At 72.3% G+C, this 16,077-nt stretch carries 13 protein-coding genes; 6 read left to right on the top strand and 7 right to left on the bottom strand.

Annotated elements, in window-relative coordinates; genetic code table 11:
• Positions 1–138: 138 nt before the first annotated feature.
• Positions 139–807, bottom strand: coding sequence for a pyridoxamine 5'-phosphate oxidase family protein (locus tag ACH4YL_RS40065; RefSeq protein ID WP_398512465.1), 669 nt, complete (start codon positions 805–807; stop codon positions 139–141).
• A gap of 23 nt (positions 808–830) precedes the next feature.
• Between ACH4YL_RS40065 and ACH4YL_RS40060 the strand changes: the two genes are divergently transcribed.
• Positions 831–2,162 (top strand): aminotransferase class I/II-fold pyridoxal phosphate-dependent enzyme, encoded by a 1,332-nt coding sequence (locus tag ACH4YL_RS40060; RefSeq protein ID WP_398512464.1) that lies wholly within the window; start codon positions 831–833, stop codon positions 2,160–2,162.
• Here the strand turns inward: ACH4YL_RS40060 and ACH4YL_RS40055 are convergent.
• On the bottom strand, positions 2,153–3,130 hold the full coding sequence (locus tag ACH4YL_RS40055; protein ID WP_398512466.1) for a DMT family transporter: 978 nt from the start codon (positions 3,128–3,130) through the stop codon (positions 2,153–2,155). The genes ACH4YL_RS40060 and ACH4YL_RS40055 overlap by 10 nt on opposite strands.
• 74 nt (positions 3,131–3,204) lie before the next feature.
• Here ACH4YL_RS40055 and ACH4YL_RS40050 point away from each other — a divergent pair, with 74 nt between their 5' ends.
• Positions 3,205–4,110 (top strand): LysR family transcriptional regulator, encoded by a 906-nt coding sequence (locus tag ACH4YL_RS40050; protein WP_398512463.1) that lies wholly within the window; start codon positions 3,205–3,207, stop codon positions 4,108–4,110.
• A 3-nt stretch (positions 4,111–4,113) separates the two neighbouring features.
• Here the strand turns inward: ACH4YL_RS40050 and ACH4YL_RS40045 are convergent, their stop codons facing one another.
• Entirely contained in the window at positions 4,114–4,587 is a 474-nt protein-coding gene (locus tag ACH4YL_RS40045) for a pyridoxamine 5'-phosphate oxidase family protein (RefSeq protein ID WP_398512462.1), read from the bottom strand.
• 114 nt (positions 4,588–4,701) lie between these two features.
• Between ACH4YL_RS40045 and ACH4YL_RS40040 the strand changes: the two genes are divergently transcribed.
• Entirely contained in the window at positions 4,702–5,352 is a 651-nt protein-coding gene (locus ACH4YL_RS40040) for a cysteine hydrolase (protein ID WP_398512461.1), read from the top strand.
• Here ACH4YL_RS40040 and ACH4YL_RS40035 read toward each other — a convergent pair.
• The 3 genes from ACH4YL_RS40035 to ACH4YL_RS40025 form a co-directional block, all read right to left on the bottom strand.
• Positions 5,339–5,791 (bottom strand): Rieske (2Fe-2S) protein, encoded by a 453-nt coding sequence (locus ACH4YL_RS40035; protein WP_398512460.1) that lies wholly within the window; start codon positions 5,789–5,791, stop codon positions 5,339–5,341. The two genes, ACH4YL_RS40040 and ACH4YL_RS40035, sit on opposite strands and share 14 nt — an antisense overlap.
• A gap of 89 nt (positions 5,792–5,880) precedes the next feature.
• Complete coding sequence (locus tag ACH4YL_RS40030) at positions 5,881–7,992, bottom strand: prolyl oligopeptidase family serine peptidase (RefSeq protein WP_398512459.1); 2,112 nt, start codon at positions 7,990–7,992, stop codon at positions 5,881–5,883.
• 75 nt (positions 7,993–8,067) lie between these two features.
• Positions 8,068–8,976 carry a zinc-binding alcohol dehydrogenase family protein gene (locus tag ACH4YL_RS40025; RefSeq protein WP_398512458.1) on the bottom strand — a complete coding sequence of 303 codons (909 nt, stop codon included), beginning with the start codon at positions 8,974–8,976 and terminating at the stop codon, positions 8,068–8,070.
• Between the two features lie 190 nt (positions 8,977–9,166).
• On the opposite strand from ACH4YL_RS40025, the gene ACH4YL_RS40020 reads away from it, so the two are divergent.
• From ACH4YL_RS40020 to ACH4YL_RS40010, 3 genes are all read left to right on the top strand, one after another.
• On the top strand, positions 9,167–9,850 hold the full coding sequence (locus ACH4YL_RS40020; RefSeq protein ID WP_398512457.1) for a ScbR family autoregulator-binding transcription factor: 684 nt from the start codon (positions 9,167–9,169) through the stop codon (positions 9,848–9,850).
• Between the two features lie 103 nt (positions 9,851–9,953).
• A complete protein-coding gene (locus ACH4YL_RS40015; RefSeq protein WP_398512456.1) occupies positions 9,954–10,730 on the top strand; it encodes a thioesterase II family protein in 777 nt (258 codons plus the stop codon).
• A 150-nt stretch (positions 10,731–10,880) separates the two neighbouring features.
• A complete protein-coding gene (locus ACH4YL_RS40010) occupies positions 10,881–11,627 on the top strand; it encodes a hypothetical protein (RefSeq protein ID WP_398512455.1) in 747 nt (248 codons plus the stop codon).
• A gap of 94 nt (positions 11,628–11,721) precedes the next feature.
• Here the strand turns inward: ACH4YL_RS40010 and ACH4YL_RS40005 are convergent.
• The coding region (locus ACH4YL_RS40005) for a thioester reductase domain-containing protein (RefSeq protein WP_398512454.1) at positions 11,722–16,077 on the bottom strand (4,356 nt) is incomplete at its 5' end.

Below are 16,077 nucleotides of genomic sequence, written 5' to 3'. Positions count from 1 at the left end.
CCCCGCCCCCCCCCCCCCCCCCCCCCCCCGCGCGCGCGCCCCCCCCCCCCCCCCCCGCCCCCGCGGGGCGGGCGCCCCCCCCCCCCCCCCGGGGGGGGGGCGGGGCGGCCCGCCCCCCCCCCCCCCCCCCCCGCGGTGTCAAGGGCCGGTGAGGTACGCCGGGAGCCGCACCGACGGGTCCAGGTCCGTGGCCGGTATCGGCTCGGCGTAGGTCGTCGTCAGCGGGAGAACTCCTGTCCAGTACGGGAGCATCGCGTCCTCCGGTTCGTCGTTCGGCGGACCCGTCCGGACCTTCGCGGAGACCTCGGCGAGATCGAGACGCAGCACCGCCGTCGCCGCGAGTTCCTTGCCGTTCGCCGGGCGTGAGTCCGCCGAGCGGCCCGCGATCACGCCGTCGACCAGGGCGTCCAGCGCGGCGCGCTTCTCCTCGGGATCGGTGACCTGGTAAGCCGTGCCGTGGGCCACCACCGAGCGGTAGTTGATCGAGTGGTGGAAGGCGGACCGGGCCAGCACCAGGCCGTCGACATGGGTGACCGTCACGCACACCGGCAGGCCGGGGTCCGGTTCGCCCGCCATGCGCAAGGGGCGGGAGCCCGTCGAGCCGTGCAGGTACAGATGGTTGTCGACGCGGGCGTACAGCGTCGGCAGCACGACCGGCGCGCCGTCCCGCACGAAACCGAGGTGGCAGACGTATGCCGCGTCCAGGATGGAGTGGACGAGCTCGTGGTCGTACGCGGCGCGCTCCTTGGCGCGGGTGGGCACGGTGCGTTCCGTCGGCTCGTAGACGTCCGGCATTGCGTTCTCCATTGCACTAGTGCATAATCTTGTTTGTGCTAGGAGAGTATCGGATTCAAGGTCGGCGCGCATCAGAGATTGCCGCCGACGTCGAGCGCGCGGTCGGCGCGGGTGACCTGCAGCCGGGCCAACTGCTGCCGCCCATGCGGGAGTTGGCGACCGGCCTCGGCGTCAACCCGAACACGGTCGCCGCCGCCTACCGCACCCTGCGGGAGCGCGGAGTCATCGAGACCGCGGGCCGCCGGGGGAGTCGGGTGCGTGGACGGCCCGCCAGTACGGCGCGCGGCTCGATCCGGGTCGACGCGCCGCCAGGCGTACGCGACGTCAGTGAGGGAAACCCCGACCCCGCACTGCTCCCGCCGCTGCGCGACGCCCTGGCCGCGGCTGCACTGCGCAATGAGCAGGAGCCAGGGCTGTACGGACAAGCCCCCGTCGACGCCGAGTTCGCCCGCCTCGCCCGCGCCCACATGGACGCGGACGGCGTACCGCCCGGCCTCATCGCCGTCACGTCCGGATCCCTCGACGGCATCGAACGCGTACTCGCGGCGCATCTGCGGCCCGGTGACGCGGTCGCCGTCGAGGACCCGGGCTGGGGCGGCCTGCTCGATCTCGTACCGGCGCTCGGCCTCAAGCCCGTGCCCGTGGCCGTCGACGACGACGGACCGCTCGCCGGCGACGTGGACGCTGCCCTCGCCGCCGGAGCGCGCGCGATCATCGTCACCAACCGCGCGCAGAACCCGACCGGAGCGGTCATCAGTGAGGAGCGGGCCCGCCAACTGCGCGCCGTCCTCGCCCGGTTCCCGCGCACCCTGCTCATCGAGGACGATCACGGCCACGCCATCGTCGACCTCCCGCTCCACCCGCTCGCCGGAGTCACCGACAGCTGGGCGCTCGTACGCTCGGTGGCCAAGGCGTACGGCCCCGATCTGCGTGTCGCCGTGCTCACCGGCGACGCCGTCACCGTCGACCGCGTGCAGGGGCGGCAGCAGCTGGGGCCCGGCTGGGTCAGCAGGCTGCTTCAGCGGGCCGTTGTCCATCTCTGGACGACCGGCGCGGTCGACACCTCGGCCGTCGCGAGGTCATACGGAGAGCGGCGCGACGCCCTCGTGCGCGCCCTGGCGGAACGCGGGATCGAGGCCCACGGCCGTAGCGGGATGAATGTGTGGGTGCCTGTCCCGGACGAGACCGGTGCGGTGGCGCGGCTGCTGCACGCGGGCTGGGCGGTCGCACCCGGCGCGCGGTTCCGGATGTCCGCGCCGCCCGCGGTGCGGCTCACCGTCTCGAGCCTTGCGATGGACGACATCGGGCCGGTCGCGGACGCGGTGGCGGCAGCGGCCGGCCCGGCGCCCGCGCGAAGCTACGGCTGAGCGGCGCGGCTTGGCACGTTGACGTCGGTCGCCTCCGCGCCGGGCAGCCGGGGTTCGGACGCCTCGGGCGCCTTCGCGACGGCGGCCTTCAGGGCCGGCTTCTTCGGTCGGCTCTGCGTGAGTGCCGCGCCTGCGAGCACGATCAGCGCGCCCACCGGCGTGTTCCAGCCCAGCTGCTCGTTCAGCACCACCACGCCCGCCGCCGTGGCGATGACCGGAATGAAGTAGGTGACCATCTGCGCGGTCGTCGGGCCGACCTCCTTGACCAGTCCGTACTGCAGCAGCAGCGCAAATCCCGTGCCGAGCGCCCCGAGCGCGATCACCGCCAGCAGCGGCACCACCGGGAAGGACGTCGGCAGTGTGGTGAACAGCGGTGTGACCACGGCGAGCTGGACCGTGGCGAGCAGCAGCTGCGCACCTGTCAGCGAGAGATTGGAGTTGCTGCTGCCCGCGAGGGTCCGGCGCACGTAGATCCAGCCGATCGGATAGCTCAGCGAGGCCAGCAGCGCCATCGCCGTGCCGCCGAAGTCGAGGCCGGAGAAGCCCTGCCATGCGCCGAGCACGGTCAGCACACCGAGGAAGCCGATGCCGAGCCCGGCGACCCTGCGCCGGGTGGGCCGGTCCTCGGAGAGCGCCACCAGTGACAGGGCCATGCCCCACAGCGGCGACGTCGCATTGCAGATCCCGGCGAGCGTGGAGGGGATCGTGAGCTCGGAGTACGCGAAGAGCGAGAACGGCAGCGCATTGAGCAGGAACGCGGCCACGGCGAGATGCGCCCACGTACGGATGCCGCGCGGCAGCCGCTCCCGGCGCACGGCCATGGCGACGGCCAGCACCGCCGTGCCGAAGAAGAGCCTGCCGAAGGTGACTTGGAACGGAGCGTACGCCTCGGTCCCGACCTTGATCAGCAGGAAGCTGAAGCCCCACACCGTGGAGAGAATCCCGAAGCGAATACGCCAGTCGACCATGTGCACCAGCCTGGGGCTTCTGATCTCGTAGGACAAGCGAGAATTATTTGCCGCGTTCGCTTAGCATTGCTTACATGTTGAACCTGGAGCGCCTCCGGACCCTGGACGCCCTTGCCCGGCACGGCTCGGTGAGCGGCGCAGCCGACGGACTGCATGTGACGACCTCGGCCGTCTCCCAGCAGATGGCGAAGCTGGAGCGGGAGGTCGGCCAGCAGCTGCTGGCCAAGAACGGCCGCGGGGTGCGGCTCACCGACGCGGGCCAGCTGCTCGCGGACCATGCCGCGCGGATCCTGTCCCAGGTCGAGCTCGCGCAGTCCGATATCGAGGCGCAGCGCGGGCAGGTGGTCGGCGAGGTCAGGATCGGAGCGTTTCCGACGGCCGCGCGCGGACTCTTCCCGTCGGCGATCGCCGCGCTGCGCGAGGCGCATCCCGAACTGCGCGTCCAGTCCAGAGAGTTGGAGCCCGAGCAGTCCATCAGGGCCGTGATCAGGGGCGATCTGGATCTGGCGGTGGTGCTCGACTGGAGCAACAAGCGCCTGCCGGTGCCCGGCGGGCTCGCGCAGGCACATCTCCTCGACGACGCACCCGATGTCGCGATGCCTGCGGACCACCCGCTCGCGGGCCGGTCCGAGGTGGACCTGGAGGAGTTCGCCGACGACGAGTGGGTCTCGTGGCCGGAGGGCGAATTCTGTTACGAGTGGCTGGTGTTCACATTGCGCGCGCGTGGCATCGAGCCGCGGATCTCGCACCTGGCGGGTGAGCACCACACGCAACTGGCCCTGATCGCGGCCGGACTCGGCGTCTGTGTCACCCCGCGGCTGGGCCGGGGCCCGGTCCCGGCCGGCGTCGCGCTGGTTCCGGTACGGCAGCAGATGCGGCGGCATGTGTACGCGGTCTGGCGCACGGACGCGGACCGCCGGCCGTCGATCAGGGCCGCGGTGGACGCGCTGCGCGTGGTGGCGGGACAGCTGGAGGGCTGACGGCTACTCGGCTCCGGCCGCCAGCTTCCGGAAGTCCCAGGACGCGATCGCCTCCGGCGTCAGCCGCAGCCAGGCATGCCTGCCGTCGTGCGGCATCTCGTCCAGCCCGAAGTTCTTCCGCGCGAACAGCCGCTCCGGAACCTCCAGTTCGGGGCACGGCTCTCCGGTGCGCGGGGACTCGCCCACGAAGACCGCGCTGCCCGAGAGTTCGACGCCGCGCAGGTCGCCGTACTCCTCGCCCGCGTCGATCACCACCGCAAGCCGCGGATCGCGGCGCAGTTCGGCCCAGCGGCGGCTGCGCGTGATGGAGTACAGCCACAGCGACGTGCCGTCCCACGCGAACCACAGCGCGCTGACATGCGGACGGCCGTCGGCCGAGACCGTGGCCACCCGGCAGGTGCGCTGTTCCGCGAGGAACGCGTCGAGCTCCCCGGGCGTCATCATGATCCGCCGGCCCCGGCGCTGTGTGACGGCCATGGCGGCCCCCGTTTCTGATAGCTGACTAGGTGTCAGAAATCATGAGCGCTCTTCCTTCGTCGCGCAATGGAGGCTACCGTCGCGCGCCCGGACAGCGACATCGGAGGAGGAGCCATGCCGAGCCTCGAACAGCTCGCGGAGCAGCTCGATCCCGCCACCACCGCACTGCTCACCGTGGAGTGCCAGGAAGGTGTCGTCGGCAGGGACAGCGCGCTGCCCGAACTCGCCGCACAGGCCCGCTCGTCCGGTGTGCTCCACCAGGTGGCCCGGCTGGTCGCCGGTGCCCATGAGGCGGACGTACAGGTGCTGCACGCGGTGGCCGAGCGGCGGCCCGACGGGCGCGGAGCCAACCGCAATGCCCGGCTGTTCCGGGCGGCCGGGCGGCTGCCCGTCCAGCAGCACTCCGGGACCTCGGCCGTCCGTGTCGCGCCCCCCATCGAGGTCGCGGACGAGGACATCGTCGTACGGCGGCTGCACGGCCTCTCGCCGATCGCCGGTACGGACGTCGACGCACTGCTGCGCAATCTCGGCTGCCGCACCGTCCTCGTCGTCGGAGTCTCGGCGAACATCGCCATTCCCAACGCCGTGTTCGACGCGGTCAATCTCGGCTATACGGCGGTGGTGGCACAGGATGCCATCGCGGGGGTGCCCGCTGAGTACACCCCCGCGATGATCCGGAACACGCTCGCGCTCGTCGCCACCATCACCACCAGTGACGATGTGCTGGCCTGCTGGAAGCGTCCCCGCCGTACTACGCGAGCGTGATCGACGTGCCGTCGACCTTGATGGCGGTCGACGGCAGCGGCGTCGTCGCGGGCCCGGCCTTGACGCTGCCGTCGCTCGCGTCGAACTTGCTGCCGTGACACGGGCAGACGATCACGCCGTCCGCGATGTCCTTCACCGCGCACCCCTGGTGGGTGCACTTGGACGAGAACGCCTTGAACTCGCCGGGCTTCGGCTGCGTGATCACCACGTCGCCGACGATCTTGCCGCCCCCCTCGGGGATGTCCGCGGTCTTGGCGAGCTCCTTTCCGGCCTGTCCACCGTCCTGCCCGCCGCTCACGGTGTCGCTGCCGGTGTCGCTGCTGGTGTCGTCCGAGCCTCCGCATGCGGTGAGCGCGACGGCTGCCAGACCGGCTCCGCCGACGGCGGCGACGACGGTACGGCGTGTCACGGTCCGCGACGGCCCCTGCGTTCCGGTCATGTTGGCTCCCTCTTTTACGGTCCCGGGCCGGCCCTCGGTCAGCCGGTGCTTGATGTTGTACGAGGGTGCGGCCCAGAACGTTCAAATCCTCAAACTTTCAAGGATTTCTTAAGGAACTCGGTCTCCAGCAGGAGCAGGTTGCTCGCCTGGTCCTCCTGCGTGACCAGGTGAGTCGCACCGGACAGCGGCAGTACGGTGTGCGGCCGGCCGGCCGCGAGCAGCGCCGCGGACAGCCGCAGGGTGTGCGCGAAGAACACGTTGTCGTCGGCGACTCCGTGCACCAGCATCAGCGGCCGGGAGAGCAGATGGGCGTGCGGGACGAGTGAACTGCGCTCGTACGTCTCCGGTGTCACATCGGGATGGCCGAGGAAGCGCTCCTCCCAGTGCGTGTCGTAGAGCCGCCGGTCGGTCGGCGCGGCTCCGGCGACGGCCGCGTGGAACACCTCGGGATGGTGCAGCACCGCGCCGGCCGCGAGATAGCCGCCGTATGACCAGCCGCGGATCGCCACCGCATCCAGATCCAGATCCGGATGGCGCGCGGCGGCCTCGTGCAACGCGTCGATCTGGTCCGCGAGCACGGGCGTCAGGCGGTCGCCGTGGATCGCCTTCTCCCACGCGCGGCCCCGGCCCGGCGTGCCTCGGCCGTCCGTGACGAGCACGGCGAAACCCTGCTCGGCGAACCACTGCGAGACGGCCGTCCACCAGCCGTGCGCCCGCACGACCAGTTGGGTGGCGGGCCCGGAGTACGGGTTGAGCAGCACCGGCAGCCGGCCCGATCCCTCTTCGTACCAGGACGGCAGAAAGAGCTGGCTGCGCAGTTCTCGCTTGCCGAGCGAGAGGAACACCGGCTTCGGCGTGACCGAGGGCTGCTCCGTGAGTACGCCGATCCGCCCGACGGGTGTGCCGCCCCTGAGGACCGTTGCCGTCCGGCCGTTCTCGGTGTTGCTGTCCAGTACGACGGTGTCGCCGCCGACGGCCGCGGTGTGGTCGCCGGGCCCCTCGCTGACGCGGACAAAGCCCGTCCCGGCGTCGTACGACCAGACATGGATCTCGGTCGGCTCCTCGCTCGCGGTGAAGAAGACCCGCTCGGCCACCGCGCCGATCACCTCACGGACTTCGAGTTCCTCCGGCGTGGTGACATCGCCGATCCGCAGGCCCTGACTGTCGTGGCGGCACCACGGGACGACGGGCGTGCCTGAAGGAAGCCGCAGCGGAGTGCCGGGCGTCAGCGCCAGCCAGGCGTCGTCGCGCGCTTGGTGTTGCGACGTCGTCGTGCCGGTCGCCGGGTCCACGGCCAGGACATACTCCGTGCGCTGGTCGCGGGTCTGCAGCGAGATCAGCGGGCCGTGGCTGTCCCAGCCCGCTGCCGTCAGGTACTCGAACGCCGGATCGGTCCACGGCGCGCTCGGGCCCTCGTCGGCCGCGGCGGGTGAACGCACCGCCACCGTCGTCCCGTCCAGCCGCACGATGTGCACCGACACGTCCGCGTTGGCCGTGCCCGCAGCGGGATACGCGATCGGCCTCGGTGGCTTGGCGGGATCGGACGGATCCGCGATGTACCAGCGCTGCACGGGCGCGTTGTCGACGCGCGCGACCAGCAGTGCGTCCCCGTCCGGCGACCACCAGTGGCCCCGGGTCCGTCCGATCGACTCCGCCGAGACATGGTCGGACAGGCCGTAGGTCACCTCGGGCCCCTCCGGGGTGGCGAGCGGCCGGTCGCCGGTCCCGTCGGTCCGTACGACATGGAGCGCGCCCGCCGTCACATAGGCGATCCAACCGCCGTCGGGGGAGGGCCGCGGGTCGACCACCGGGCCCGCGGTCGCGATCCGGCGCGGGGCCCCTCCGTCGGTCGTCACGGTCCACAACTCGCCGCCGAGCGCGAAGGCGACGAGCCGGACCTCGCGGTCGGTGGCGTACGACACCACTCCCGACGAGGTCTCACGGGCGCGCTCCCGCCGGACCTTCTCCGCTTCCGGCACGTCGTCCGTGCCGTCCGGCGTCAGCGGATCGGCCAGGATGCGCTCCTGCCCCTCCTCGTACAGCCACAGCCGGCTGACCGGGTCGGCACCGCCCGCCGTGCGGACGAACAGCACGCGCGCGCCGTCCGGCGAGACGGTGAAGTGACGTGGCAGGCCGAGCGAGAAGCGTCGGGTGCGGGCGAGTTGACGGGGGAAGGCACGGGCGCCGGTGTCGTGATCCATGAGGCATCCTTGGCATCCGCGCGACGGCGGTGACAAGCGAATATCCGGGCGATCTTCCGGTGCCCCGCGCCATCGCTACGGCCGCAGCACCACCTTGCCCACCGTGCGGCGGGCGAGCAGGTCCTCGTGAGCGCGCCGCGCCTCGGCCAGCGGGTAGCTGTTGCCGACCACCGGCCTGAGCCGGCCGGCGGCCGTGAGCTCGAACAGTTCCTTGAGCGGACCGCTGATCGCGCCGGGTGCCGCCAGTGCCGGCCGCAGCCAGAAGCCGACGACGGACGCGTTGAGCCGGCTGAGCCGGGCCGGGTCGACGGGCGTGAACCCGGTGCGCGAGGCGTTGCCGTACGTCACGAGCCGCCCGAAAGACGCCAGGGAGTTCAGGGCATGGTCGAAGAGCTTCCCGCCGACCGCGTCCAGAACCACGTCGGCCGGCTCCCGCAGCGGGTACTCGGCGATCCCGTCCGCACCCAGGCCCAGCACCAGCCGCTCCTTTTCCGGTGTGGACACCTGCGCCAGCACCCGGCCGGCGCCGAACTCCTTGGCCAACTGCACGGCCAGGCTGCCCACTCCGCCCGCCGCGGCATGTACGACGACGGTCTCCCCGGCGCTCATGCGGGCCGCGGAGCGCAGCAGGTGCCAGGCGGTCAGGCCCTGCATGTTGAGGGCGAGCGCCTGTGCGGCTTCGAGCTCGTCCGGGATCTCCACGAGCCGCGACTCGGCCGCCACGACCTGCTCGGCGTAGCCGTGGGAGACCCACGCCAGGACCCGTCGGCCGTCGGCGGTGCGGCCCACGACCTCACTCCCGGGGACGTGCGGAAGCAAGTCCTCGTCGAGATAGGAGCCGTCGGTCTGATGCGTGTCAGCGAAGTTCACGCCGGCAGCCTCGACGGTGATGAGCACCTCTCCCTCGCCGGGAGTGGGAGCGGGCAGTTGCACGGGCGTGAGGACCTCGGGGCCGCCGAAGCGGTCGAACCGTATGGCGATCATGGTGAACGGTACCTCCCCGGTCGGCACCCTGACCCAGCGTCACCACTCCTGGTGACACTCGTATTGCGGACGGTCAACTTCCGGTCAATCTCTGCGTCAAGTGCTTCTCGCCCACCCTGCCCTCTGCCGATGCTGTTGCATCCTCTCGTGCGCACAAGAAGTCGCGCGACGCCACTCATGGAGTGCCAACATGGCCCAGCAGCACCGTGCTCAGTGCACACGCCAGGAACTGATCCACTCGGCCGCTGAGGTCTTCCACCGCTCCGGATACGCGGATTCCTCGATCACCACGATCAGTTCACGGGCGTCGGTGAGCAACGGCGCGCTGCACTTCCACTTCAAGAACAAGCGCGCGCTGGGCGAAGCGATCGAGATCGCCGCGGCGCAGAAGCTGCTGTGTCTCACGGGCCCGGTCCCGCTGCGACACCCCGACCCGTTGCACCACCTCGTCGACACCTCCGAGGCGCTTGCCCGGGAGATCATGGACGACGCGGTCCTGCGGGCCGGTTTCAGCCTTGTTGGCGACGCGAGCTGGCACGGCGGCGTGGACCTGTGGGAGCAGTGGCACGACTGGGTCCATCTGATGCTGACGGTGGCGCGCGACCAGGGCAGTCTGGCACCGGACGTCGACCTCGCCGACGCGGTCTCGGCCATCACGGCCGCCGTGGCCGGCTTCGCCGCACTGTCCCGGAAGCAGGCACAGGGAACCTCACCGCGCGTCGTCTCCGGCTTCTGGCGGCTCATGCTGCCCCGGCTCCTGGGCAACGGGAGGCGGCGGCTTGCCACCGCGGACAGCGCCGCGCCGATGGTCTGGTCCGCGAAGGAGCGCCCGGACAACTGCTGGGAACTGGAGGAGGCCTGCGGCGTGGCCTGACGGCCCCGTTTGTGTGCTCTTTGTGCGTCCCTTGAACACCCGCGACCACCATGGTGCCCAATCGGCCGCGACAGGTGGCGTGTTGAAGGGACGGGGAGTCGTAGTGGGAAACGAGTGGTTCCGCAGGTTCGGTTACCCCACCGGCCCCGTCCGGCCCGAGGCTCGCGCACCCCGGCTGTTCTGCTTCCCGCACGCCGGAGGCGCGGCCAGCACGTTCCTCCCGCTCGCCCGCGCGCTGACGCCGGACTTCGACGTCCTGGCCGCGCAGTACCCCGGCCGCCAGGACCGCCGCCGTGAGGAGCCCCTCGCCGACATCGGCCGGCTCGCCGAGGCGCTCGCCGACCACATACCCGGCCAGGACGAGCGGCCCTACGCCTTCTTCGGGCACAGCATGGGAGCGGTCCTCGCCTACGAGGTAGCCCGACTCCTCCAGGAGAGGCGGATGCCCGGCCCCGCGGCGCTCGTCCTGTCCGGCCGGCGCGCTCCCACCCCGCGGACGAGCCCGCACGACATGCTGCGCACGGACGCGGACATCCTTCGCGCGGTACGCGCACTGGGCGGCACCACCCCGCAGTTGCTCGAGGACCCCGAGTTGCGAGACATGGTCATGCCCGCGCTGCGCGCCGACTACCGCGCGATCGGTTCGTACGCGTGGCAGCCCGGGCCGCCGCTGTCCATCCCGTTCACCGTGCTCGTCGGCGACCGGGACCCGGTGGTCAGCGTGGCCGAGGCGCGCGCGTGGCAGGACGCCACCGCGGGCCCGACCCGGACTCACGTCTTCGGCGGCGGTCACTTCTTCCTGGACGCGCACCTTCCGCGCGTGGCCGAGACGGTCGTCGATGCCCTCGGCCACCTCACGCCCGTCCCCGCGGCTCGATAGCGGCTCAGAGACGAGTGCCGCCCCGGCGGCCGGCCCCCGCGGTCGGCCGCCGGGGCGTCCGCACGTCCAAAAGTCGCACCGGCGACGGCGTGTTGCACCGCTCGCACCCGTTGTCGTCGCCGTATCTGTCGTCTCTGCGAAAGGAAACGAGTGACTCACTGGGACGACGTGTTCATCGCCGCCGCCGGGCCGGAGTCAGTGCGCTCCCCGGCGGCCAGGGACGACATCGACCTGGTCGTCCACGCCTGGTGCGGTACCCGTTGCCAGCAAAGCCACGTCGCCGAGCGCGTCCGGCAGCGGACCGGATGCGGCCGGGCCACCGCGCTGCAGGTTCTTCGGCCGGCCGACAGCGGCCTCGCCGCCCTGCACGTCGCCGCGCGGTACCTCTCCGCCTCCGACGAACTGCGCGCCGCCCTGGTCACCGCGGAACAGGCCACCGCGCCTCCGGGTGCCTCCTCCGCCCGGGCGCCGGAGGACGGTGCGACCGGAGCGGTCGTCGCCAGGGGCACGGGTGCGGCCCAGTTGCTGTCGACGGTGTTCCTCGGCGGGCCGCCCGACGGTGCACTCTTCCGCGCGGACCTGCCGTGGCGGGAGCCGCCTGCCACCGGCCGCCGCTCAGGTCTGCTGCCGTTCCCGCGTCGGCGGCGCACCGCGCCCCAGCCGGCCCGCGAGGGCGCGCGCCTGCTCGAAGAGCCGGAGCGGAAGGCAGTGGCGCTGGCGGTGGACGAGGCCGGGGGAACCCTGTCGGATGTCGCGCGGATCGTGCGCTCGCCGGACCAACTGACCGCGCTCGCCTCCCTGTTGAAGCAGGAGCGCCATGACGCGGCCCCCTTGGTGGTGCTGGCCGGAGCCGGCCGTGGGCAGGACTTCGGCTGCGCCGTGCTGAAGCCGGTGTGACGGGCGACGGGCCGCACGAGGAAAGCCCCGGGGGACGGAGACGAAAGGACGGGCCGGGTGCCGCTGCAGCGGCACCCGGCCCGTCCGGCTCATGTCACGCCGAGTCCGTACCCACCGAGTCCGTACTCACCGGAGCGGCCGGGAAGTAGCCCCTGCTCGCAAAGAAGGAGACATACCGGGAGAACAGCTGCGGCGTCATCTCCGGGCAGGCGACCCCGGTGCCGTCGAGCGCCGCTTCCGTTCCGGTGGTGTCGAAGCGCGGATAGAACCGCCCGGCGTCGGTCGCCAGCACCTCGAACGCGTCGAGGAGCGGGTTCATGGCGTTGTCGGCGTCGGATGCCACCCGCGCGTACCACTCGTCCCAGCTCAGCTCCTCCAGCCTGTAGCCGGTCGAGCGGAAGTGCTCCACGCACGCTGCGAAGTCCAGGCTGCTCGGGTTGGACAGATGGAACGTCCCGCCGACCGCCTTCTCCTGCCGGGACATGGTGAGGATCGCCTCGCTGACGTAGTCGACGGGCACGGGGTGCACCGCAGCGGACAGGCCCTCTGGGACGGCGCCGGCCTGGAGCAGGCCCTTGAGGCTCAACCACACGAAGTCCTGCGTCTGGCAGGCGCCGTTGACCCGGTCCCCGGACACCACGTCGACGCGGTACACACTGACCGGGAGGCCACGTTCCCTGGCCAGCCCGACCATCTGCTCCGCAACCCACTTGCTCTGCACGTACCCGGTGGGCAGCTCCCGTGCCGGGCCCGTCGGGTCGTCCTCCCGCACGGGTACGCCCTCGGTCAGCGCCTTCGGGAAGACACCCACGGTGGAGACGTAGTGGACGGGAACGGTGCGGTGGCGGGCCGCCAGCCGCAGAATCTCCTCCGTCCCGTCGACGTTCGTGGCCTTGAGCTCGGTGTAGGGGCGCAGCCAGTGGACATGGGCACCCGCGTGGTACACCGCGTCGACCGTGCGGGCCAGGCTGTCGAACTCCGCTTCGCCCAGGCCGAGATACGGCTCGGAGAGATCGCCCACCACGATGGTGAGGCGAGCGGGGTCCACCTCCTCCTGGAGTCCGTACCACTCCAGGTTCGCCCGGAGCCGCTGCCACGCCCCGGCCTCGTCGGCGGCGCGCACCAGGCAGTACACCCTCGCCCGGGTCCCGCGCAGCAGGTCGCGGAGCAGGAACGCTCCCAGGAACCCGGTCGCCCCGGTCAGGAGCACCGCGTCGGGGTCGACAGCCACCCGGGTGACCTCGGCCGCCGGACGCACGTCCTCGGCAAGCCGGACTTCGGCCTCCAGATCGACGGTCCGCCGGGCCGCGGCACCCTGGGCTTCCGGTCCGTGTATCGCCGTCTCCAGCAGGTGACCGGCGAGGGCCCGCGGGCTCGGATGGTCGAAGACCAGCCCACTCGGCAACGTGCTGCCCACTGCCTCCGCGAGACGGTTGCGCAGCTCCACGGAGGTCAGCGAGTCGAGGCCGAGATCGCTGAACGGCTGCTCGGGATCGACGGCGCCTCCGGTGGCGTCGCGGTGCCCGAGCACCGCCGCGACCTGGGCCCGTACCAGCGCGAGCACATGCTCGTGGCGTGCGGCGTCGTCCAAGCCGGCGAGTTGATCGGCGAGCGAGACGGCGGCGGTGGCGGAGTTGACCGCGGTACGCCGCAGAGGTGTCCGGACCAGGCCGGTCATCACCACGGGGGCCTGGGCGGCGTTCTTCCGCAGGGCCTCCCGGTCGACGGGCGTGGCGACGACGGCCGCGTCGCCGAGGGTGAGCGCGGTGTCCAGGAGGGCCGGGCCGGTGCTCTCCTCGATGGGAAGCAGGCCGGAACGAGCGACCCGCTTGAAGTCGGCCTCCTCCATGTGCCCGCTCATCCCGGTGGTCTGCGACCACAGTCCCCACGCGACGGACGTGGCGGGCAGGCCCTGGGCGACGCGGTGCTGTGCGAGGCCGTCCAGGAAGGCGTTGGCGGCCGCGTAGTTGGACTGGCCGGGGCCGCCGACCAAACCCGCGACGGACGAGAAGAGCACGAACGCCGACAGGTCGAGGTCGCGGGTGAGCTCGTGCAGGTTCCACGCCGCGTCCACCTTCGGACGCAGGACCGCGTCGAGCCGTTCGGCGGTCAGTGTCGACACGAGCCCGTCGTCCACCACGCCCGCGGTGTGCACGACGCCGGTCAGCGGCCGGTCGGCCGGCAGGTCCGCGAGCAGTGCCGCAAGCGTGTCCCGGTCGGCCGCGTCGCCGGCGACGATCGTGGCCTCGGCGCCCAACTCGGCGAGCCGGCGGCCGAGTTCCGCGGCACCGGGAGCCTCGGGGCCGCGTCGGCTGAGGAGGACGAAGTGCGCGACACCGTGCTCCGCGGCCAGGTGCCGGGCGAACAGGCCGCCGAGGGAACCCGTTCCGCCGGTGATCAGGACCGTACCTCGCGGGTTCCAACTGCCCGTCGTGGGCCGGGTTGCGCCGGCGTCGACCGGCCTCAGCCGCGGGACGAACACCCGCCCCGCGCGTACGGCTGCCTGCGGTTCGGCGGAGGCCAGGACACGCGACAGCGGCTGCGGCCACTCGGGCGGGCCGTCCGGATCCTCGGGGGCGACATCGACCACCACGATGCGACCCGGAGACTCCGACTGGGCGGAACGCAGCAGGCCCCACAGCGCGGCCGCCGACGGGTCCGTCACCTCCGTCCGCCCGACCGCGACCGCGCCCCGGGTGAGGACCACCAGGCGGAGTCCGGCCAGTTCATCGTCGGACAGCCATTCGTGGAGCAGCGCCAGCATGCCCCGCGTCAGTTCGTGCGCCGTGGCGGCGACATCGCTTCGGTGGTCCGCGCCGCACATCACGGCCACCGCCTCCACCGGCCGCCCCGAGCGGACGGCCCGGCGTACCGCGGCCACGTCGGCGAAGAGCTCCGGTTCCGAGGCGCCCGGCCACGGTTGGCCGACACCGGGCGCCACCGGGCCGAGTGCGGCCCAGCGCGGGACGTCCGGCGGCTCCGCGAGCGTGATCGGCCGCCACCCGACAGAGAACAAGGAGCCGAGCAGGTCGGCGCGGTCGGACGCGGGCGGGCCCGCGTCCGCCGGACCCGTCGCCAGAGAGCCGACCGACGCGACCGGCTGCCCGGAGGCGTCGGCCAGCCACAGCGACAGGTCGCCTTCGGCGGTCCTCCTCAGCCGGACCCGCAGCGACTGGGCCCCGGTGGCGTGCAGGCGCACACCGCGCCACCTGGAGGAACGCCCGGTGGCCAAGGCGCCCGGTGCGTCGCCGAACCAGGCCGGGTGCAGAGCGGCATCCAGCAGGACGGGGTGCAGTCCGAACCCCGCCGAGGCCGCGCCCGCTTCGTCCGGCAGCGTCACCTCCGCGTACAGGTCGTCGCCCTGCCGCCACGCGGCCCGCAGCCCACGCAACGCGGGCCCGTGTGCCACACCGGCTGCCTCCAGCGCCGTGTACCCGTCGGCGACCTCGATCGGTTCCGCTCCGGCGGGAGGCCACTGGGCGAGGTCGAAGGGCACCGCGGGGCCGCCGAAGCTCAGCGTGCCGCGGGCATGCGCGGTCCACGGAGTGCCGGCGGCCGGCCGGGAGTGGATCGTGAGCGTCCGGCGGCCGTCGCCGTCCTCCGCACCGACGGCGACCTGAAGTTGGAGCGCGTGGCGCTCCGGCACCGGAACGGGTGCTGTGACGGTCAGCTCGTCCAGTACGGTGCAGCCGGCCTCGTCGCCGGCGCGCACCGCGAGTTCCACCAGGGCGGCGTTCGGCAGGACCGGGGAGCCCTCTGCGGTGAGGCCGGCCGACCAGGGCAGGGCGGCAGGGGAGAACCGGCCGCTGAAGAGCAGCCCGTCACCCGAGGCCGGTTCCACCGCTGTACCGAGCAGCGGATGCCCGGTCGCTCCCGGCCCCGCGGCTGCCGCATCGCTGCCGGAGCGCCGGTCGTCCAGCCAGTACCGCCGCTGCTGGAAGGCGTACGTGGGCAGGTCCACCCGCCGGGCACCTGTCCCCTCGAAGAAGGCCGCCCAGTCCACCGGGGCACCGTGCGCGTGCAGCGCGCCGAGTCCGGCGACCAGTGACTGGGCCTCCGCGTCGAGACGCCGCAGCAGCGGCACCACCGTGTGGTCGCCGTCGGCTTCCGCGAGGACCTCCCGTGCGGGGGCACTCAACGCACTGCCCGGCCCCAGCTCCGCGAAGGCCGTGACACCCAGATCCGCGAGGCAGCCGACGGCGTCGGCGAAGCGGACAGCCCTTCGGACCTGATCCGCCCAGTAGTCCGGCGAGCTCACCTCGGCCACGGTGACGGGCCGCCCTGTGAGGGTCGAGACGATCGGGACGGCGGGCGCATGGAACGTCAGCTGCCGAGCGATGTCCCGGAAACGCCCGAGCATGGCGTTCATGTGGGCGGAGTGGAAGGCGTGGGAGACGGAGAGTGGTTTGGTTTTGCGGCCCTGTTCCTGTAGTTGGGCTGCGACGGCTTC

Source organism: Streptomyces sp. NPDC020681 (assembly GCF_044334895.1).
Lineage (GTDB): Bacteria > Actinomycetota > Actinomycetes > Streptomycetales > Streptomycetaceae > Streptomyces.
Note: the sequence above shows the minus strand (reverse complement) of the source record. Positions and strands in the feature narration are given on the sequence as shown.